This is a genomic window from Geobacter sp. AOG1 (assembly GCF_019972315.1).
Taxonomy (GTDB): Bacteria; Desulfobacterota; Desulfuromonadia; order Geobacterales; family Geobacteraceae; genus Geomobilimonas.
This window is the reverse complement of the sequence record NZ_BLIZ01000001.1, coordinates 544,780-564,745: the sequence shown is the minus strand read 5'-3', so window position 1 is coordinate 564,745 and position 19,966 is coordinate 544,780. Positions and strand designations below refer to the sequence as shown.

General features: G+C 60.2%; 14 protein-coding genes. 10 read left to right on the top strand and 4 right to left on the bottom strand.

The annotated features are described in order from the left end of the window. Positions 1-246 precede the first annotated feature (246 nt). Together LDN04_RS02495 and LDN04_RS02490 are read right to left on the bottom strand one after the other, a co-directional pair. The gene (locus LDN04_RS02495; RefSeq protein WP_223906002.1) at positions 247-2,124 is read right to left on the bottom strand and encodes a B12-binding domain-containing radical SAM protein; all 1,878 of its coding nucleotides are present in this window, start codon (positions 2,122-2,124) and stop codon (positions 247-249) included. Between the two features lie 73 nt (positions 2,125-2,197). After that, entirely contained in the window at positions 2,198-2,746 is a 549-nt protein-coding gene (locus LDN04_RS02490) for an MXAN_5187 C-terminal domain-containing protein (protein ID WP_223906000.1), read from the bottom strand. Between the two features lie 166 nt (positions 2,747-2,912). Here LDN04_RS02490 and glmU point away from each other — a divergent pair, with 166 nt between their 5' ends. Next, the gene (gene glmU / locus LDN04_RS02485; RefSeq protein WP_223905998.1) at positions 2,913-4,286 is read left to right on the top strand and encodes a bifunctional UDP-N-acetylglucosamine diphosphorylase/glucosamine-1-phosphate N-acetyltransferase GlmU; all 1,374 of its coding nucleotides are present in this window, start codon (positions 2,913-2,915) and stop codon (positions 4,284-4,286) included. Between the two features lie 78 nt (positions 4,287-4,364). Next, positions 4,365-6,194, top strand: coding sequence for a glutamine--fructose-6-phosphate transaminase (isomerizing) (gene glmS, locus LDN04_RS02480; RefSeq protein ID WP_223905996.1), 1,830 nt, complete (start codon positions 4,365-4,367; stop codon positions 6,192-6,194). Positions 6,195-6,382: 188 nt separating this feature from the next. On the opposite strand, the gene LDN04_RS02475 is transcribed toward glmS, so the two are convergent. After that, on the bottom strand, positions 6,383-7,285 hold the full coding sequence (locus LDN04_RS02475; RefSeq protein ID WP_223905994.1) for a hypothetical protein: 903 nt from the start codon (positions 7,283-7,285) through the stop codon (positions 6,383-6,385). Between the two features lie 417 nt (positions 7,286-7,702). On the opposite strand from LDN04_RS02475, the gene LDN04_RS02470 reads away from it, so the two are divergent. The 8 genes from LDN04_RS02470 to LDN04_RS02435 all read left to right on the top strand — a co-directional run bounded on the left by LDN04_RS02470 (position 7,703) and on the right by LDN04_RS02435 (position 19,050). Next, positions 7,703-8,167: a hypothetical protein gene (locus LDN04_RS02470; protein WP_223905993.1), complete on the top strand. Its 465-nt coding sequence runs from the start codon at positions 7,703-7,705 to the stop codon at positions 8,165-8,167. Positions 8,168-8,291: 124 nt separating this feature from the next. Further along, entirely contained in the window at positions 8,292-10,541 is a 2,250-nt protein-coding gene (locus tag LDN04_RS02465; protein WP_223905991.1) for an ATP-dependent helicase, read from the top strand. A gap of 148 nt (positions 10,542-10,689) precedes the next feature. Beyond that, positions 10,690-10,977 carry an Asp-tRNA(Asn)/Glu-tRNA(Gln) amidotransferase subunit GatC gene (gatC, locus tag LDN04_RS02460; protein WP_223905990.1) on the top strand — a complete coding sequence of 96 codons (288 nt, stop codon included), beginning with the start codon at positions 10,690-10,692 and terminating at the stop codon, positions 10,975-10,977. A 115-nt stretch (positions 10,978-11,092) separates the two neighbouring features. Next, positions 11,093-12,550, top strand: coding sequence for an Asp-tRNA(Asn)/Glu-tRNA(Gln) amidotransferase subunit GatA (gene gatA / locus LDN04_RS02455; protein ID WP_223905988.1), 1,458 nt, complete (start codon positions 11,093-11,095; stop codon positions 12,548-12,550). 86 nt (positions 12,551-12,636) lie between these two features. Then, positions 12,637-14,076, top strand: coding sequence for an Asp-tRNA(Asn)/Glu-tRNA(Gln) amidotransferase subunit GatB (gatB, locus tag LDN04_RS02450; RefSeq protein WP_223905987.1), 1,440 nt, complete (start codon positions 12,637-12,639; stop codon positions 14,074-14,076). 89 nt (positions 14,077-14,165) lie between these two features. Further along, positions 14,166-15,206, top strand: coding sequence for an S-methyl-5-thioribose-1-phosphate isomerase (gene mtnA, locus LDN04_RS02445; RefSeq protein WP_223905985.1), 1,041 nt, complete (start codon positions 14,166-14,168; stop codon positions 15,204-15,206). Beyond that, on the top strand, positions 15,203-18,382 hold the full coding sequence (gene glnE, locus LDN04_RS02440) for a bifunctional [glutamate--ammonia ligase]-adenylyl-L-tyrosine phosphorylase/[glutamate--ammonia-ligase] adenylyltransferase (protein ID WP_223905984.1): 3,180 nt from the start codon (positions 15,203-15,205) through the stop codon (positions 18,380-18,382). Before mtnA ends, glnE begins: the two co-directional genes overlap by 4 nt. Next, positions 18,379-19,050 (top strand): endonuclease III domain-containing protein, encoded by a 672-nt coding sequence (locus tag LDN04_RS02435; RefSeq protein ID WP_223905982.1) that lies wholly within the window; start codon positions 18,379-18,381, stop codon positions 19,048-19,050. Before glnE ends, LDN04_RS02435 begins: the two co-directional genes overlap by 4 nt. Here the strand turns inward: LDN04_RS02435 and LDN04_RS02430 are convergent. Next, positions 19,030-19,956: a diguanylate cyclase gene (locus LDN04_RS02430; RefSeq protein WP_223905981.1), complete on the bottom strand. Its 927-nt coding sequence runs from the start codon at positions 19,954-19,956 to the stop codon at positions 19,030-19,032. The genes LDN04_RS02435 and LDN04_RS02430 overlap by 21 nt on opposite strands. Positions 19,957-19,966 lie beyond the last annotated feature (10 nt).

Sequence of the window (19,966 nt, the reverse complement as noted above, 5' to 3'; positions counted from 1 at the left end):
GATATATTGATAATATTGCGTTAAAAAATTATTGCCATTGTTGCAATTGTATTGATGGATAATTAACTATTAATTGCAGCTGGTTATGCCATTGCGATTGCAGGATAATTTTCAAACATGGGTATAAAAGTAAACAATAACACATGAACGAAAGTCAATCCGTGAAATAGTAATACATGGCGGGGCGAAAAAGCAACAAAAATGTATAGTTTTTTTATACGGTTTAGGCAGTTGGAGGGGGGTGGGTTACCAAGAACAGTTGCTCGTTGCTATCCCTTCAGCGGCGGCGAATTCGATGAATTCTCTTGCCTCGGCGGCTGGTATGCCGAGCCTTACGGCTATCTGTCCAACCGGCGTTCGCCCGTCGAGGCTCGCCAGTATACGGAAATATGGCTCAATGAGGGATTCGGTGAAGACCTCGTTCCCCCGGGGGTAGATGACTGCCCATGACCCTGACGGCGCGAAGCAGGCGGTGAACTCGCGGAGGTCGATTTCACCAGCTTCCAGAAAGTCGTAGATTTCATAGCTGAAGGTGGCAAGACGGGCGGAAGGAGCGAGACAAAAGGGCTCGTCCAGGAGTTCCCGTCGTTCCAGGCTCCTGTCCGTGGGGATATCGGGGGGTGATGCCATGAGGGCGGCTGCGAAGTGATAGTGGTAGTCGACCAGGTCGAGGGCGGCCGGAAGAAGTCGCCCCTGCCTTTTTTCATTATACAGATGGTGAAGGAAGGCACGTTGCATCTGCCAGATGGTGTCATCAGCAAAATGCTCCTCGCTCTCCCCCCCCCCGATATTGGTCTTCATCCAGCAGGCGAATGACCTGAACAGCTTGGCGGGAGTCAGCTTGGCTCCTTTGCAGATGGCGGTGAACCAGGCCACCGCTTTACCCCGGCTGTAGAAAATGTCGCAGGCTGTTGCCAGGGTCGCTGCCTCTCCCATGGCCTTCGCCGGAAAACTCGGCGAAGCGAGCACCGTGTAGGGTGGTGTTGGCAGGTAGTCGAGGCCCAGTGACGAGGCACGGCCGGCCAAGGGGGTGCCGGGGAGGACCGCCAGGGGGAAAATATCCAGATGGTTCGGATAAAGTCCGAGGGCAAAATCGAGACTCTGTTCGAAGCCCGCAAGGGTGTCGCCCGGAAGGCCGTACATGAGATCGAATCCGAATATGGCTCCCGATTGGTTCAGGAGGTCTGCCCGGGCGCTGAAATCGGCCGGATCCAGTGACCGCCTGAGCCCCTTGAGTACTGAAGGGTGTGCGCTCTGCAGTCCTATCTGTAGCGAGCAGGTAATGGTGCTGAAGAGTCGCGCCAGTTCGGCGTCGATAAATTCGCTTCGGACCTCGAAATGGAAATGGATGTGGGGCGCTACCTTTCGTATGAGGCGAAGGATCGCCTTGGCGAGGGGGAGGTCGCGGTTGAAGGTGGAATCGAGGACAAAGACCTGGGCAACCCTGTGTTGTACGAACCAGTCGAGCTCCTGGCTGACCCGTTCCATGCCGAAGCGCCGCACCCCCTCCGCTCCCTGGTAGTCAAAGCAGAAGTCGCAGCCGAAGCTGCATCCCCGTGACAGCTGCCAGAGGGCACCCCCTCCCGGCTTTATATCGAACTGACCATTAAGATAGGGGGAGGGGAGGGTGTCGAGAAAGGGAATGGGGGGCCGTGGTTGCCGCAGTACCCGCCCATCATCGAGAACGGCAATGCCCTTGATATCCCGGACCAGGCCGCCGGCGGAAAGTTTTCCCATCGCTTCGACAAAGGTGTGCTCTCCTTCACCCAGGATCAGGAAGTCAAAAGGGAAATCTGCCAGCATCCCTTCCGGTGCAGCAGTCGGTTCGGGGCCACCGGCAAATAGTGTCAATTCGGGTCGTGCTTCCCTCAACAGGCGGGCCACCTCCAGGCACGCCCGGCGGTTCCAGAGGTAGATCGAGAATCCTACGGCGTCCGGTTTGGCAGCCAGAATCCTGGCCGCACAGGTGGATGCCTGATCACCGACGAAAAAGTCGTGCAGCGTGATTCTGACACGGTTTGCCAATTCTTCGTCAGCCGCCAGGCTTGCCTTGAGATAGCCGTTGGCGAGGGGGATCGCCTGGGGCGAAGAGTAGGGATGGATGGCGGTGAGAATTACATTCACGGTGTGCCTTGTGCCAATGGCTTCAGTCTGACGTGGCGTTCTTGCCGGATGGAAGAATTAGTGGGTCGGTCGGTTATTTTTTCGGCCGGGCTTTGATCTTCGGCTTGCCGTCTTCGATGACGACCCTGAATTCAACCTGCTCGCAGTGGTATTTCTCGGTAAGCAGCGGCTTTTGTTTCGCGATGGTGGAAGAGATGAGGTCGAGTGTAATGGTGCCGGTCGGGAGGTGGCAGGCCTTGCGGGCCTCGATGTACTGCTGGTAGAGACGCTCAGCTTCCGGGCTACCCTCGGCTTCGTGAGGGTGGTGCCGGCCGTTGTCTCCTCCCTGCTGGTGCAGTTTCATCTTGAACTGGTCCCGGGAGTATTTCCCCTCTTCCATGAGGCGGACGATCCGGTTCCAGTGCTGACGGTAGCTGTTGAACCGGGCAATCAGGGTGTTGTACTTGAACTTGTGCATCGTATTGACGATATTGGCGGGGGTATGCTTCCGGGAGGCCTTTTCCACCGCCTGCAAGAGTTTGAGCGGTTCACGCTTTTCCAGGCCGAGAAAATACTGCTCGTATTTTATGATCAGCTCCCCAAGGTCCTGTTCGAACCGGGCGATATCTTCCGGAATGCCCATGCAGTTTCTCCTGGCGGAACTATAGCAGAACGTTCCTGCGTGGTAAAGGGTAAAAAGGTTCGCTGTCTTGGCCAGTTAGCGTGCAAGAAGCCCGGATTCCCTTGACTTGGCAGAGCTCCTTCGTTTAAAGTAGACCAATTTTCCGCAAAGAAAAGGAGTGTTATCCATGGCGGATATCGCGGCACTGGTCCTGGCGGCAGGCAAGGGAACACGGATGAAATCTGACCTGGTCAAGGTCATGCACCCCCTGGCCGGCTGCCCCATGGTCGATTACCCGGTGGCGGCGGCATGTGCCGCCGGTGCGGACCGGCTCGTGCTGGTGGTTGGTCACCAGTCGGACAAGGTCCTGGACCATTTTGCCGGCGCAGCGGATGTGGCCTTCGTGGTGCAGGAGGAGCAGCTCGGCACCGGTCATGCCGTCGCTTGTGCAGCAGGGGCTCTGGCGGGGTTCAGCGGCAGGGTTCTCATCCTTTGCGGCGATGTGCCGCTCATCCGGGAGAAAACCCTGGTCGAGCTTCTTGACCGGCACGAAGAGCGGCAGGCAGTGGTGACGGTCCTGACCGCCCACCTCGACGAACCGACCGGCTACGGCCGGGTGGTCAAGCGGGAGGGGGGGCGAATCCTCCGTATCGTGGAGGAGAAAGACGCCTCTTTGGAGGAGCGGAGCATCCGGGAGATAAATTCGGGCATCTACTGCGTGAACGGCGACTTTCTCTTCGATGCGGTTGCCGCCCTTTCCAACGACAATGCCCAGGGGGAATACTACCTGACCGATATCATCAGGATGGCCGCCGACCGCGGCCTCCATTGCTATTCCCTGCAAGTGGACGATCCGGCGGAGGTGATGGGAGTGAACGACCGGGTGCAACTGGCTGCGGCCGGGAAGACTCTCCAGATGCGGATTAACGAGGCACTGATGCTGGAAGGGGTGACCATCGTCGATCCCGCTGCTACCTACATCGAGCCGGGGGTGCGGGTCGGCCGGGATACGGTCATCCATCCCGGCGTGCAGATCGGCGGTGCGACGGAGGTCGGTAGCGGCTGCACCATCGAGTCGAACGCGGTGATCAGGGGGTGCCGGCTCGGCAACGGTGTCCACGTCAAGGCGGGTTCCGTCATGACAGACTCTGTCCTCCACGACGAGGTGGCGGTCGGCCCCATGGCTCATCTCCGCCCCGGTACCGAACTCATGGCGCACGTCAAGATCGGTAATTTCGTGGAGACCAAGAAAATCGTCATGGGGGAGGGGTCCAAGGCCTCCCACCTCACGTACCTGGGGGACGCCACCATCGGGAGTAACGTCAACGTCGGCTGCGGGACCATCACCTGCAACTACGACGGGGTGAACAAGCACCGGACGGTGATCGGGGACGACGTCTTCGTCGGGAGCGACGTCCAGTTCGTGGCGCCGGTCACCATCGGCCGCAATTCCCTCATCGCCGCCGGCACTACCGTGACCCGGGACGTTCCTCCTGACTCCCTGGCCATCGCCCGGACCCCCCAGGTCAACAAAGAAGGATGGAAGTTGAAGAAAAAATGAATCTGTTCAATGTTCAACGTTCAACGGCATAACCTTGAACCTCGAACCTTGAACCTTGAACTTCGAACGGAGTTTATTATGTGCGGAATCGTCGGCTACATAGGGGAGCAGGAAGCGACCCCGATCATACTGGAAGGTCTTAAAAAACTGGAGTACCGGGGGTATGACTCGGCGGGAATATGCCTTCTCACGGCCGGTCAGGCCGATATCCGGCGCAGCGAGGGAAAGCTCGTCAACCTGGAGCGGCTGATCATGGCGAAACCCCTGGCCGGTTCCATCGGCATCGGCCACACCCGCTGGGCCACCCACGGCCGTCCCTCCGAGATCAACGCCCACCCCCACCAGGCCGGCGCCATCATCGTCGTCCACAACGGCATCATCGAGAACTACCTGCAGCTGAAAGAGATGCTCAAGGGGCTCGGACACGAGTTCCGGAGCGAGACCGATACGGAGGTGATCTCCCACCTCATCGACGAGCGGCTGAAGGAGAGCGGCAACTTCGAAACGGCCGCCCGCCGGGCTCTCCAGGAGCTCAGGGGTGCCTACGCGGTCTGCATCCTCTGCGAAAAGGAGCCGGGGACCCTCATCGCCGCCAAACAGGGTTCCCCCATGGTGGTCGGGCTCGGAGAGGGGGAGTACTTCGTCGCCTCGGACATCCCAGCCATCCTTGCCCATACCCGGGAGATGGTCTTCATGGAAGACGGTGAAATGGCCATCTTCCGCGACGGCACACCCGCCTTTTCCACCGTGGCCGGGGAACCGCTCGCCAAGAAGCCGCGCCACATCGACTGGTCCCCCCTCATGGCGGAAAAGGGTGGCTACAAGCACTTCATGCTCAAGGAGATCTTCGAGCAGCCCCGGGCGGTGCAGGACACCATAACCGGCCGACTCCTCGAGGAAGAGGGGGACGTGCTGCTGGAAGAGATGAAGCTCTCCGCCGCCGAGCTGAAGGATGTTGCCAGAGTCTGCATCGTCGCCTGCGGTACCTCGTGGCATTCGGCCCTGGTCGGCAAGTTCCTGATCGAGGAGCACTGCCGCATCCCCGTGGAAGTTGATATCGCCTCGGAATTCCGCTACCGCAAGCCGGTCATCGACGGGAAGACCTTGCTCCTTGTCATCTCCCAGTCGGGGGAGACCGCCGACACTCTGGCAGCACTCCGCGAGGCCAAGAACCTGGGGGCGAAGACCGCCGCCATCTGCAACGTGGTCGATTCCTCCATTGCCCGCGAGGCCCACGGCGTCCTCTATACCCACGCAGGGCCGGAGATCGGTGTGGCATCGACCAAGGCGTTCGTGACCCAACTCGTCGCCCTCTACCTGTTCACCATAAAATTCGGGCGCTCAATCGGCCGGATCGACAAGGGAAAGGGGCAGTCGATGATCGCGTCGCTGGTCAAGGTTCCCGGGCTGCTGGAAAAGTCGCTGGAACTGAATCCGGAGGTGGAGAAGGTTGCCAAGCGCTACATGAACGCCCGCGATTTCCTCTATCTCGGCCGCGGCAACAACTATCCCATTGCCCTCGAGGGTGCGCTCAAGCTCAAGGAGATTTCCTACATCCACGCCGAGGGGTATCCCGCCGGCGAGATGAAGCACGGACCCATCGCACTCATCGACGAGGAGATGCCGGTAGTGATGCTGGTCCCGAAGAACAGTACCTACGAAAAGGTGGTCTCCAACATGGAAGAGGTCATTGCCCGGGGGGGGCGCGTGATTGCCATCTGCTCGAAGGGTGATGTGGAGATCAGGGCAAAGGCCGAAGAAGTCCTCGAAGTTCCCTCCGCCGGTGAGGACCTGACCCCTATCCTCCTGTCGATTCCGCTCCAGCTCCTCGCCTATCACGTGGCCGTCCTCAAGGGGACCGACGTGGATCAGCCGCGCAACCTGGCTAAGAGTGTGACGGTGGAGTAGTCGCACCTACTCAGGAAAAATAATAATAAAGTCGTAGACTGAAAAATGAAGTCGGATACTGGATATAAAGTTAAATACTGAAAAGGCTGCCAGATCGCTGGCAGCCTTTTCATATTTGCGAGATTCACCTTCACCTCGATTTTTCCTCTTTGCGGAGAGGCAGGTAGCCGGTAATGTCTCCGTGACTGCTACCTTCTGCTGCCACCACCGCCTCGCATAGTAGGCGCGCTCATTGGCATAGGCCCTCTTGTGGCAGGACCCGAACGGATTATCATTCCGCGCGGAGGATTGAAAATAGTCCGTTCGCTACGCGGTACCCCTGTTGAAATGAAGTTACGAGAATTTTTTACCCCAATCCCTGCGAAAGTTCTGCCACGGAATCTATCCACAGCGTCAATCCGAAACACGTGGTGCCGCCTGATGTCGTTGAAGTGGTTGGAAAAAAGCACGAAGTGGTTATGGATGAATACGTGTCTATGGAAATCCCGCAGAATGAAGAAGCCAGGGAACCAGAAATCACTCCACCAGAACGGGTAGGGCACCCAGGCATACAGAGCGTAATAATCCGCTGGCGGGCAATAATACGTGACGATCGGCGGCCCTTCGGCGTTATAGGTAGTGATGATCGTTGCCGGATTCGGATAGGTTTCGCAGTTGACCGGATTATCCATGGCGGATTCGCCACTGTATGGTCTCACCATCAACCCAATGCCGGTGATGGTTTCGTCGAACCGTTTCAGGGCGTCTTCCCGCGAGTATGACAGCGTCTTGCTCTCAGCCGCAGTCGCAATCGATTGCCGCACTTCTGTTACGATATCGGGCGTCACGGGGTAGTCAGCAATCCAGCCATTACGTGGTGTAATACCGATGTCTCCCAGCGCGGTCTCCGCTTCGATAACGTCGTTAGTGGAGCTTACCCCCAGCGCTGCCACCAGATTCACTGCCAAAATGCCTTCACTTGTTAAGGGTTGGGTGACTGGGGGCGGGGTGGCTTTTGTCTGTCCAGCGTCTGCCCATGCCATTATCGGTATGGAGGCAAGCATCAGGCTGAAAATGAAGATACATAGACTTCTTAACGACCGTGCTTTCATATCTGCTCCCCCTTTCGGGCGGATACGTGAATCTACCCCTCTTTCCCGCGTATCCCGGTTGTGCAAACCGCAGACCTAAATCGTATATTTGTTTCTTTAGTTATAGTATAACTCCGGGAAGGGAAAGAGGGGTAGAAGCTTCTTCATTATCCCTGGAGCAGCCTCCTCGGCTATCTTTGATAAGCACAAGCGGGAAAGCATGATCGACTATGCTTATTGTTCTGGCCGACTACAGCGCCGTGAGTCAGGAGCGAAAAAGATTGCGGGAGGGGGTTGCCCAAGATTGCAAGCTTGAGGAAAAGATACAGAGGCTTTTGTTCGGATTGATCAGTCGAGCAAAGAGCAACCACCAGTTGTTTATTTTAAAGGAACACCCATATATAGCTGGAAAACAACGTTGTACAAAGGCAAACTGAGATGCTTTCTACCTCAAATCTTACTATTGAGTGGGTTAAACCGGACATTGCCTCCGAACGGTGGGAGTTTTCAAATCACCCCGAAAAACAGGGCTTCTACCTGCGCCACAACATTGGCTGGGACCAAATTCTGTCCGGTTTTGATGCCGGGCGACTGGTGGCCTATCCCCGCGCGGGCCTGATCAATGGGGTGCCGGTAGAGCTTTCCTATAGTAGCTACGACGACTATGCCCGCTATCTGGCCAAGGCCAAACGGGGCTACCGCAGAAACTATTCTCTGATGGAGGAGTCGCTGCAACGCCTCGGCACACTGACACTCCCGGCGCCGATCATCCTGCAGTGCGGCGATGAAGCACTGCTCTTCTCCGGCTACCGCCGACTCTGCCTGTCCTGGAACTACGGGATGGTGCCCTGCGTCTGGCTGTTGCCGGTATCGCCATTTTCCCCTGTTTCCTTTCTGTCTTGAGCCGCGATACCGGGATCAGACCGTCTTTGCCGGAACACAGAAAAGGCCTTGCCTTGCCACCGCAAAAATCTTACAGTTAGTTTCCCATTTCCGCCTACGTACCGATACCCCTGAAGGACGTCTGATGAAACTCCTCCATAATCTCAATCCCCCCCAGAAGGAGGCGGTCCTCCACGGTGAGGGGCCGCTCCTGATCCTGGCGGGGGCCGGCTCCGGCAAGACCCGGGTGATTGTCCACCGGATCGTTCACCTGGTCACCGAACGCGGCATCCCTCCCTGGCAGATCCTGGCGGTCACCTTCACCAACAAGGCGGCGGGGGAGATGAGGGAGCGGGTGGAGCGGCTTCTGGGGGGCGGCGAACTTCCCCTCATCTCCACCTTCCACTCCGCCTGTGCCCGCATCCTGCGCCGGGAAATCCACCATCTCGGCTACGACAGCAGCTTTGCCATTTACGACGACAAGGACAGCGAGAAGCTTCTCAAAGAGATCGTTGCCCAGATGGGGCTCGATGACAAGCGGTTCCCGGTCAAAACCCTCTCCGCCGCCATCGACGACTGCAAGAATGCCGGCCAACTCCCCGAGGATGTTCCTTCCGGCGATCTCTACGCGGAGAAGCTGGCCAAGGTCTATGGTGCCTACCAGGAACGGCTTCGGAAGTGCAACGCCCTCGACTTCGGCGACTTGGTGCTCCTGACGGTACGCCTCTTCGACGAGCATCCGGACGTGCTGGCGCGGTACCGGGACCGGTACCGCTGGATCCTGGTGGACGAATACCAGGATACCAACCCGGTCCAGTACCGGCTCGTGCGTCTGCTGGCGGGGGAACGGCGCAACCTCTGCGTGGTGGGTGACGACGACCAGTCCATCTACCGCTGGCGGGGGGCCGACATCCGGAACATCCTCGACTTCGAAAAGGACTTTCCCGGTGTGAAGGTGGTGAAGCTGGAGCAGAACTACCGCTCCACCCGGACCATCCTCGCCGCCGCCGGCAAGGTGGTTGCCCGGAACCGGGGGCGCAAGCCCAAGACCCTCTGGACCGATAATCCGGAGGGTGAACGGATCGTCTGCCGTCGGCTGGAGGACGAGCGGGGGGAGGCGCGTTTCGTCTGCCGGGAGATTGAACAGTACGTGCGCCAGGGGGGCGACCTGCGGGGAGTGGCGGTTTTCTACCGGACCAATGCCCAGTCCCGCGTGGTGGAGGATGCCATGGTGGCCGACGGCATTCCCTATCACATGGTGGGGGGGATGAGGTTCTACGAGCGGCTGGAGATCAAGGACATCCTCGCCTACCTGAAGGTGCTCGTCAATCCTGCCGATGAGATCGCCCTGAAGCGGATCATCAACACCCCGGCGCGGGGGATCGGCGCCGCCACCGTGGACAAGATCGCGGAGATGGCGGCCCGCAGGGGGCTCATCTTTTACGATGCCCTCCAGGAGGCGGCCGCGGGCGGGCTTCTGGCCAGCGGCCCCCGGGGGAAGATCGCCAGCTTCGTCGATTTACTGGAGCGGTTCCAGGGCCTGGTCGCCACCCTCTCCCTGGCCGATCTGGCAACGAGAATCATCCAGGATACGGGGTACGCCACCAAACTCCAGGAGGAGCGAAGCGACGAAGCGGAGGACCGGCTCGCCAACCTTCAGGAGCTTGTATCGGCCCTGACTGAATTCGAGCGGACGAGCGAGGAGAAGTCTCTTGCCGCCTTCCTGGAGCAAGTTGCCCTCATTTCTGACCTGGAACGTGGGGAGAAGGGACAGGAGTCGGCGACCCTCATGACCCTCCACTCGGCCAAGGGGCTGGAGTTTCCGCTGGTCTTCATCATCGGCATGGAGGAGCGGCTCTTCCCCCACGTCCGGGCGCTGGACGACCCCGAGCAGATGGAGGAGGAGCGCCGCCTCTGCTACGTGGGGATGACGAGGGCGCGGGAACGGCTCTTCCTTTCCAACGCCCGGCGGCGGCGGATATTCGGCCAGGAGCAGTACAATCCTCCCTCCCGGTTTCTGGACGATATTCCGCGGGAGCTGCTGGATTTGGAGGAGGAGTTTCAACCTGCTTTTTCGGGACTCGGGACTCGGGACTCGGGACTCGGGATCCATGCAAAACCGAGTGCCGCAAGTAGGGAGCCGGTCGGGCACAATCTGGCGGCGGTGTTCGAGGCGGAGCTGGCACCGGAACTGGACAACGAGGTGCGGATGGTACCCGACGACGAGCCTGAGGAAGGGGTCTGGCTCGGAATGAAGGTGCGCCACGGCAAGTTCGGGGTCGGCGTCATCCGGAAGGTCGAAGGGCGCGGCGACGAGCAGAAGGTGATCGTCTGGTTCAACTCCGTCGGCCCCAAAAAGCTCCTCGTCCGCTTCGCCGGACTGGAAAGGGTATGACGACCGTTCAAGGTTCAACGTTCAATGTTCGAAGTTAAAAGCAAACCTTGAACCCGGAACTTTGAACTTTGAACGCGTTGCCTTTTCCCCCCTTTCATGCTAAAAATACACCCCTCTGTTACGATTTTCCCCCCCATTGGAGACCCCCATGAAAATAACCCGCGCCGACGTGGAACACGTGGCGAAACTGGCCCGTCTGGAACTGACCGACGAGGAAGCGGCTACCTTCACCGGCCAGATGGACGCCATCCTTGCCTATGTGGACAAACTGAACGAGCTGGACACCGCTGGCATTGTCCCGACAGCCCATGCCGTCCCCATGGAGAACTCCTTCCGGGAGGATGTGGCGACCCCGTCCATCGGCATCGACAACGCCCTGGCCAACGCGCCGTCACGGGTTGAAGGGTTCTTCCGGGTGCCGAAGGTGATTGAATAATACAAACAATGGAACGCGGAAAAGACGAAACCATCTGAAAACGGCGGATTTTTTCGGAACCAATCCGGTTTTTTTCGCTTTGATCCGCGTCCCATCTGCTTCTGGAGATTTTGATATGGAATTGCACGAATTGACATTGCACGAGCTGCACGAGAAGCTGAAGAGGAAGGAGGTCTCCTCCGTCGAGGCGACGAACGCGCTCCTCGCCCGGATCGAGGCGACTGACCAGAAGGTCGGCGCCTTCATCACCGTGACGGCCGACGAGGCTCTGGCTGCCGCCCGCGAGGCGGACAAACGGATCGCCGCCGGGACCATGGATGTCCTGACCGGTATTCCCGTGGCGCTCAAGGACATCTTCCTTACCAAAGGGGTGAAGACCACCTGCGGCTCGAAGATCCTCGCCAACTTCGTTCCTCCCTACGACGCCACAAGCTGGGAAAGGCTCCGGGAGCGGGGAGCGGTGCTCGTCGGAAAGCTGAACCAGGACGAATTCGCCATGGGTTCCTCCTGCGAGTCGAGCGCCTTCGGCTCCACGAAAAACCCGTGGGACCTGGCCTGCATCCCCGGCGGCTCCTCCGGCGGTTCCGCCGCAGCCATCGCCGCCCGGCAGGCGACGGCGACGCTGGGCACGGACACCGGTGGCTCCATCCGTCAGCCTGCCTCCCACTGCGGCTGCGTAGGGCTCAAGCCGACCTACGGCCGGGTCTCCCGCTACGGCGTCATCGCCTACGCCTCATCTCTGGACCAGGTGGGCCCGGTGACCCGGGACGTGCGGGATGCCGCCATCATGCTCGGTGCGGTGGCCGGCCACGACCCGAAGGACTCCACCAGCGTCGACCGGCCGGTTCCCGACTACACGAAAGCCCTCGTCCCCGAGGTGAAAGGGCTGAAGGTGGGACTCCCCCGGGAGTACCACATACCGGGGCTGGACGCCGACGTTAAGAAGGCCATGGACGCCGCCATCGCGACCTATCGGCAGCTTGGCGCCGAGTTCGTGGACATCTCCCTCTCCCACACCGATTACGCCGTGGCGACCTACTACCTCATCGCCACTGCCGAGGCAAGCTCCAACCTGGCCCGCTACGACGGGGTCCGCTTCGGCCACCGGAGTCCGGAAGAGGGGGGCCTCCTCGACATGTACAGCAAGAGCCGCGCCGAGGGGTTTGGCGCCGAAGTGAAGCGGCGGATCATGCTTGGCACCTACGCCCTGTCGTCGGGCTACTATGACGCCTATTACCTGAAGGCCCAGAAGGTCCGCACCCTCATCATGCATGACTTCCTCAAGGCCTTCGAGACGGTGGACGTCATCCTCACCCCCGTGGCACCGACCCCCGCCTTCCGCATCGGCGAAAAGGTGAACGACCCGCTCCAGATGTACCTCTCGGACATCTTCACCATCCCGGTCAACCTGGCGGGGACCTGCGCCGTCTCTGTCCCGGCAGGGCTGAGCCAGTCGGGTCTCCCCATCGGCCTCCAGCTTATCGGCCGTCCCTTTGGCGAGGAGAGCATTATCAAGGCAGCCTACGCCTTCGAGCAGGCGACTGACTGGCATAAACAGAAGGCAAAAATTTAATTACCGGTAGGGGCGAATCTTGTATTCGCCCTGAGGTCGGGCGATCACAAGGATCGCCCCTACATTCAATTTACCGGAGAATCAGAATGAAATTCCAAGCCGTCATCGGTCTCGAAGTCCACGTCCAGCTTCTCACCAACAGCAAGATCTTCTGCGGCTGCTCGACAAAATTCGGCGCTGCTCCCAACTCCCAGACCTGCCCGGTCTGCCTGGGGCTTCCCGGGGCTCTGCCGGTGCTGAACAAGAAGGTGGTGGAGTACGCCATCCGGGCGGGGCTTGCCACGAACCACTCCATCGCGCCCCGGAGCGTCTTTGCCCGGAAGAACTATTTCTATCCCGACCTCCCCAAGGGGTACCAGATCAGCCAGTACGAACTTCCCATCTGCATCAACGGCCACCTGGACATCGAGGTGGAGGGTGAGGCGAAGAGAATAGGTATCACCCGCATCCACATGGAGGAGGACGCGGGGAAGCTGGTCCATGCGGACATCCCCGGCGTGGGGGACGACTCCTGCGTGGACCTGAACCGCGCATGCACGCCGCTCCTGGAGGTGGTCTCCGAGCCGGACCTGCGGAGCGCCGACGAGGCGGTGGCCTACCTGAAAAAGCTCCACCAGATCGTGGTCTATCTCGGGATCTGCGACGGCAACATGGAGGAGGGGAGCTTCCGCTGTGACGCCAACGTCTCCGTGATGCCGGTGGGGTCCGCTACATTCGGGACCCGGGCGGAAATCAAGAATGTCAACTCCTTCAAATTCGTCAAGCAGGCGATTGAATACGAGATCGAGCGGCAGATCGAGCTGATCGAGGAGGGGGGTAAGGTGGTGCAGGAGACGCGGCTGTTCGACCCGAACAGCGGCACCACCCGCTCCATGCGCGGCAAGGAGGAGGCCCACGACTACCGCTACTTCCCCGACCCGGACCTGGTGCCGCTGGTCATCTCCGACGACTGGGTGGAGGACGTCCGCCTCTCCCTCCCCGAGCTTCCCGCTGCCCGGCTGCAGCGCTACCAAGCGGAACTGGGGCTTCCCTTCTACGACGCGGAGGTGCTGACCGCCACCCGGGAACTGGCCGATTACTTCGAGGCGTGCCTCAGCCGCTATCCCCAGGCGAAGCCGGTGGCCAACTGGGTGATGGGGGAGGTGACCCGCGGCTTGAACGACAGCGGACTCGCCATCACCGCCTGTCCCGTGACACCTGACCTGCTGGCTGAGCTTCTGAAGCTCATCGACACGGGAACGATTTCCAACAAGATCGCCAAGACCGTCTTCGAGGAGATGTGGCAGACGGGAAAGGCGCCGGCGGCCATCGTGGAGGAGAAAGGGCTCGTCCAGGTCTCGGACACGGGGGAAATCGAACGGCTCATCGACGAAATCCTCGCCGCCAACCAGGGACAGGTGGAGGAGTTCCGCGGCGGCAAGGAGAAGGTCTTTGGCTTCTTCGTCGGCCAGGTGATGCGGGCCTCCAAGGGGAAGGCGAACCCGGCGGTGGTGAACGACCTGCTGCTGACGAAACTCAAAGGGTGAAAACCCGTTCAGCGTTCCACGTTCGAAGTTCATAAGTTGTATACCTTGAACCTTGAACCTTGAACCTTGAACTTCAACGGAGAAACGCGATGTCCTTTAGAACGATCGAATGGCGCGACGACAAGGTGGTGATGATTGATCAGACCCGACTCCCCGGCGAAGAGGTGTACAACGAGTACGGCGATTTCAAGGGGGTGGCGGAGGCAATCCGGGGGATGATCATCCGCGGCGCTCCCGCCATCGGCGTGGCGGCAGCCATGGGGGTCGCCCTGGGGAGCAGGGAGATCATCGCCGATACCCACGAGTCGTTCTATCAGCAGCTTTCCAATGTCTGCGATATCCTGGCCCGCACCCGCCCGACGGCAGTCAACCTGTTCTGGGCCATCGAGCGGATGAAGCGGGTCGCCGAAGCGAACCGGGACAAGGACCTGAACAGTATCCGCGCCATCCTCAAGGCCGAGGCGATCAGCATCGAGCAGGAGGACCTGCAGATCTGCCGGGCCATCGGCAAGAACGGTGCTGCGCTCATAAAAGAGGGAGCGACCATCCTCACCCACTGCAACGCCGGCGGTCTGGCCACGGCCGGCTACGGCACCGCCCTCGGGGTAATCCGCGCCGCCCACGAGGCGGGGAAGAACATCAAGGTGTTTGCCGACGAGACCCGCCCCTGGCTCCAGGGGGCGCGCCTTACCGCATGGGAGCTGATGAAGGACCGCATCCCGGTGACCCTCATTGCCGATAACATGGCTGGCTACTTCATGAAGAAGGGGGAGATCAGCTGCTGTGTGGTGGGGGCCGACCGGATTGCCGCCAATGGCGACACCGCCAACAAAATCGGCACCTACAGCGTAGCCGTTCTGGCCAGGGAGAACGGCATCCCCTTCTACGTGGCCGCCCCTATCTCCACCCTTGACCTGTCCCTTGCCAGTGGTGACGCCATCCCCATCGAGGAACGCCATTCCCGGGAGGTCACCCATCTCCAGGGCCTTCCCATAGCGCCGGAGGGGATTCAGGTCCGCAACCCCGCCTTTGACGTGACTCCTGCCAAATACATCACCGGCATTATCACCGAAAAGGGGGTGGTGCGGGGGGATTACGAACGGGAACTGAAGCGGCTGGTGGGGCAATGACCCGGAGCGCCGAATTCGCCGCCGCTCTGGAACAGGCCTTCACTGGCGAGCCGGCAGCGGAGAAGGACCAGCAATTCAGCGTCTTCCTGGAGAACCACGGATTCGCCTATGGTGCTCGTTCGACCACCAACCTGCGCCTGCTGGCCGATGTTCTCCCCCTTGATACCCTGAAATCGGTCGCTATCGCCGCACTTGCCACAGCACTCCCCGACATGGCGCTGAACGGCCTGGAGCGGATCAGTACCGTTGTCCATCGCGATGAGCTCCTGGCCGTCTGCGGCAAGAAGCAGCGGCTGGCCCAATTGATAACCCTCTGCGGAGCTTCCCCCTTCCTTACCAACATCATCGTTCGTGATCCCGTCTATTTTCACCAGCTTTTCAATGAGCGGCAGATCGACGTCCGTCGCAGCGAAGACGAAACCCTTTCGGTCCTGCGTGCCCTGGCGGGGGATACGGACGATTACCACGCCATTTTCAAGGTCCTGCGCCGCTTCAAATTTGCCGAGATACTCCGCATTGCCGCCCGGGACCTGAACGGACTAGCGCCATTGGAAGAGGTGACCGACGAACTCTCCTCTCTGGCCGCCGCCTCCCTCCAGGTGGCCTATGAGGTTGCCCGGCGCCGGCTCGTCGCCGAACACGGCGTACCGCTCATGCAGACCCCCCAGGGTGACCGGGAGGCGGATCTGACCGTTATCGGCATGGGGAAGTTCGGCGGCCGGGAACTCAATTTTTCTTCGGACATCGATATCATCTACTTCTACTCCTCCGACAAGGGTGAAACGGCCGGCGTCCCCGACGGACAGGGGGGGGTGAAGGGAAAAATCTCCCTCCACGCCTTCTTCGTCAAGCTGGGGGAGATGGTTTCCAAGGCGGTTTCCCAGGTGACTGAGGACGGTTTCGTGTTCCGCGTGGACATGGGGCTGCGGCCGGAGGGGAAGAGCGGCGACATGGCCTGTTCGCTTCGCTCCGCAGAGGTTTACTACGAATCGTGGGGGCAGTCGTGGGAGCGGGCCGCCATGCTCAAGGCGCGGCCGGTGGCCGGCGCCATTCCCCTCGGCGAACAGCTGCTGGCTGCTATCGAACCCTTTGTCTACCGCAAGTACCTGGACTACAACCTGGTGGAAGACATGATGGGGATGAAGAAGAAGATCGATGCGTCCCTCGCCCGATCCCAGGAGGGGGAGTACAACATAAAGCTTGGCCGAGGAGGCATCCGGGAGATCGAGTTCTTCATCCAGGCCCTCCAACTGGTCTATGCCGGCAAGAACCCTGCGCTGCGCCAGAAGAATTCGCTGAAGGCACTGGAGGCACTGCTGGAAGCGCGTATCATTAAAGAGGATGACTACAACGCTCTCCGCGAAGCATACCGCTTCCTCCGTACGGTGGAGCACCGGATCCAGGTGGTGCAGGAGCGCCAGACCCACTCCCTTCCCCGGAAGGATGAGGAGATGAGGGCGCTTGCCCGTCGTTGTGGATACCTGCGCGCCAATGGCCAGGAAAAATTCCGGCAGGTCCTGGAAGAGCACCGCACCGCCGTCTCCGTCATCTACGGCGGGCTCTTCCTTTCCCGCGACGAAAAGCTGCAAGAAGAGGTGAATCCGGAGATACACTTTTTTTTCGACCGGACGGCCGATCCGGATCTCATCAAGGACATGCTGGCGGAGCGACGCTTCGAAAGGGTCGATGCCGCCTACGATCACCTGCTCCTCCTGCGGGACGGCCCTCCCCGGGCCCATCTCACCGAGCGGGCGCGGCGGCTCCTGGAAAAGATTGCCCCGTTGCTGCTCCAGGAGATATTTGCCTCCCCCGACCCGGACATGTCACTGACCAACCTGGAGCGGTTTCTCTGCGCCGTCGGCTCCCGCTCTTCCTTCTATGCCCTCCTGGCGGAGAACCGGGAGATCCTCAAGCTGCTCGTCTCTCTGTTCGGGATGTCCGAGTTTCTCTCCAAGATATTTTTCAGCCATCCGGAACTGCTGGACAGCATGGTGTCCCGCTCCTATGCCACCTTCGTAAAGGAGCGAGAGGAGATGGAGACCGAACTCGCGGCGCTTCTGGAACTGGCGGAGGATTTCGAGGAACGGCTCGACGTGCTGCGCCGTTACCGCCACGAGGAGTTCCTCCGGATCGGCATGAACGACACCTACGGCAAGCTCGGCCAGACCGAGATCGCCACCCAGCTCACCAACCTGGCCGATGTCTGCCTGGCCGCCGCCCACCGGATGGCGCAAGGGGAGCTGACCCGGTTCGGCCGGCCGACCTGGACCGGTGCCGACGGGGTGGTGCGGGAAGCGGACTTCGCCGTGGTTGGCATGGGGAAGATGGGGGGATACGAGCTCAACTACCATTCGGACCTGGACATCATCTACATCTACGACCACCAAGGGGTGACCGACGGCGAGAAGCAGCTGACCAACCACGAATACTTCGCCAAGCTCGCCCAGAAGATCATCTCCATCCTCACCACCCAGACCCGGGAGGGGTACGCCTACAAGATCGATACCCGGCTCCGTCCGTCGGGAAACGCCGGTCCGCTGGTCACGTCACTGGAATCGTTCCATGACTATCACCGGGAGGAGTCCCAGCTCTGGGAGCGCCAGGCCCTCACCAAGGCACGAGTGGTGTTGGGGGGGGGACTGCTGGAGGAGAGCATCGGAGAGATCATCCGGCAGACGGTGTACGGAAGCTGCGTGACCGACGATGCCCGCCGGGAGATCCATCGTCTCCGGATGCGGATGGAGAACGAGATCGCCCGGGAGAGCGAAGGGAGCTACAACATCAAGACCGGCCGGGGAGGGATGGTGGACGTGGAGTTCATCGTCCAGTTCCTGCAGCTGCGGCATGGCTGTGAACATCCCGATATCCGCAGTTCGAGCACTCTTACGGCCCTGAAAGGGATGAAGAGGGACGGTCTGCTCAGCGAGGATGATTTTGCCGTCCTCTCCCATGGCTACAAGTTCCTACGCCGGCTGGAGAACCGGCTGCGGATCCTTCATGACCACTCCATGAACGACCTGGGGGGGCCGCGGGAGTACCTGGACAAGCTGGCACGCCGCCTCGGTTACGATCCGAAGCTGAAGCACCCGGGGGATGCCCTCATGCAGGACTACGAAGAGGTGACGGAACAGGTGCGGCGTGTGTACGACAGGATTCTCGGTGGAAGTGAGGGGTGAGGCGCAACGAGGTGTCGGCACGTCTCGTTGAAATCTACGATCTCCTCCTGGCCCGCTATGGCCACCGCCACTGGTGGCCGGCGGAGAACCCCTTCGAGGTCTGCGTCGGGGCGATCCTTACCCAGAATACCAACTGGCGGAACGTGGAGAAGGCCATCGCCAACCTGAAGCGGGATGGCCTCCTCTCCCCCGAGGCGCTCCATGCCGTACCCATCGAGGTGCTCGCGGACGCGATCCGTCCTTCCGGCTTTTTCAATGTGAAGAGCGTGCAGTTGAAGGCGTTCGTGGCGTACCTGTTCGATCATCATGGGGGGAGCCTGGAGCGGATGTTCACCGGGGAGTGGCGGAAGCTGCGGGAGGACCTGCTGGATGTGTCGGGAATCGGCCGGGAGACCTGCGATTCGATCCTGCTCTATGCCGGGGAAAAGCCGACGTTTGTAGTGGATGGCTACACCATCCGTCTCCTGGCGGCCCTGGAGCTCATCGAACCGCAGTCCGACTACGAAACGGTGCGCTCCCTCTTCATGGCCAACCTTCCCGCCGACCCCCGTCTCTACAACGAATACCATGCCCTTATCGTCCAGCACGGCAAGGAACACTGCCGCAAACGCCCCCGCTGTGCCGGCTGTCCCCTCCATGTCTGTCCTTCAACCATTCATCTCCAGTGACTCCACCCGGTTGCGGCCGTTCTTCTTTGCCCGGTAGAGTGCCTCGTCGGCATTCCGCAGCAGGGTATCGACGGAGTTGACTCGCGGGGAAGGAAAAGTCGCAACGCCGAGGCTGATGGTGACGTTAAGCGGCTGGAGCCTTCCTGAAAAGATAATCTCTTCAATCCCCTTTCTCAGCCGCTCTGCGAACTGCAGGGCCTGGGCGGCGTCGGTATCCGGCAGGATCACAACGAACTCCTCGCCTCCGTAACGGGCAGCGGTGTCGTAGCGACGGATCAGGTTCCTGATGAAGGCGGCCACCATCGTCAGGACCATATCTCCCTCCTGGTGACCGTAGGTGTCGTTGACTTTTTTAAAATGGTCGATATCGGCCATTACCAGGGAGAATGACTCGTTTTTCCTGACGGAACGCGGGAATTCCCGTTCGAGGGCCTCCGTAAAGTAGCGCCGGTTGTTGAGGCCGGTCAGCGGATCGGTATTGGAGAGTTCCGTAAGGAGTTCGTTGGACTTTTTCAGTGCGTCCTGTAGTGCCTTGATCTTGAGCTGCACCTTGACCCGCGCCACCAGTTCGCCGGCGTCGAAGGGCTTGGTGACGTAATCGCACGCCCCCTGCTCCAGTCCCCGGATTTTGAGATCCAGATCTTCCCGGCCGGTCAGCATGATGACCGGGATGTCCTTAAGCGCCCCCTGCGTCTGCATCAGGGTCATGAACTTGAAGCCGTCCATGCGTGGCATCTCCAGGTCGCAGAGCACCAGGTCCGCGGGCTTGTCGAGGAGTGCCTTGAACCCATCGATACCATCTCCGGCCTGCCGGTACAGGTCGAAGAGAGCACATTTTCGCAGTGTCTGAATTATCTGGTCGCGGACGGTTTCCGAATCATCAATGACGAGTACGCTGGTTGGCACGGTATCCTTC

Bases quoted from the DNA above. Each gene is read 5' to 3' on its own strand.
- LDN04_RS02490 (WP_223906000.1), bottom strand. From the start codon at position 2,746: ATGGGCATTCCGGAAGATATCGCCCGGTTCGAACAGGACCTTGGGGAG.
- glmU (WP_223905998.1), top strand. From the start codon at position 2,913: ATGGCGGATATCGCGGCACTGGTCCTGGCGGCAGGCAAGGGAACACGG.
- glmS (WP_223905996.1), top strand. From the start codon at position 4,365: ATGTGCGGAATCGTCGGCTACATAGGGGAGCAGGAAGCGACCCCGATC.
- LDN04_RS02475 (WP_223905994.1), bottom strand. From the start codon at position 7,285: ATGAAAGCACGGTCGTTAAGAAGTCTATGTATCTTCATTTTCAGCCTG.
- LDN04_RS02470 (WP_223905993.1), top strand. From the start codon at position 7,703: ATGCTTTCTACCTCAAATCTTACTATTGAGTGGGTTAAACCGGACATT.
- LDN04_RS02465 (WP_223905991.1), top strand. From the start codon at position 8,292: ATGAAACTCCTCCATAATCTCAATCCCCCCCAGAAGGAGGCGGTCCTC.
- gatC (WP_223905990.1), top strand. From the start codon at position 10,690: ATGAAAATAACCCGCGCCGACGTGGAACACGTGGCGAAACTGGCCCGT.
- gatA (WP_223905988.1), top strand. From the start codon at position 11,093: ATGGAATTGCACGAATTGACATTGCACGAGCTGCACGAGAAGCTGAAG.
- gatB (WP_223905987.1), top strand. From the start codon at position 12,637: ATGAAATTCCAAGCCGTCATCGGTCTCGAAGTCCACGTCCAGCTTCTC.
- mtnA (WP_223905985.1), top strand. From the start codon at position 14,166: ATGTCCTTTAGAACGATCGAATGGCGCGACGACAAGGTGGTGATGATT.
- glnE (WP_223905984.1), top strand. From the start codon at position 15,203: ATGACCCGGAGCGCCGAATTCGCCGCCGCTCTGGAACAGGCCTTCACT.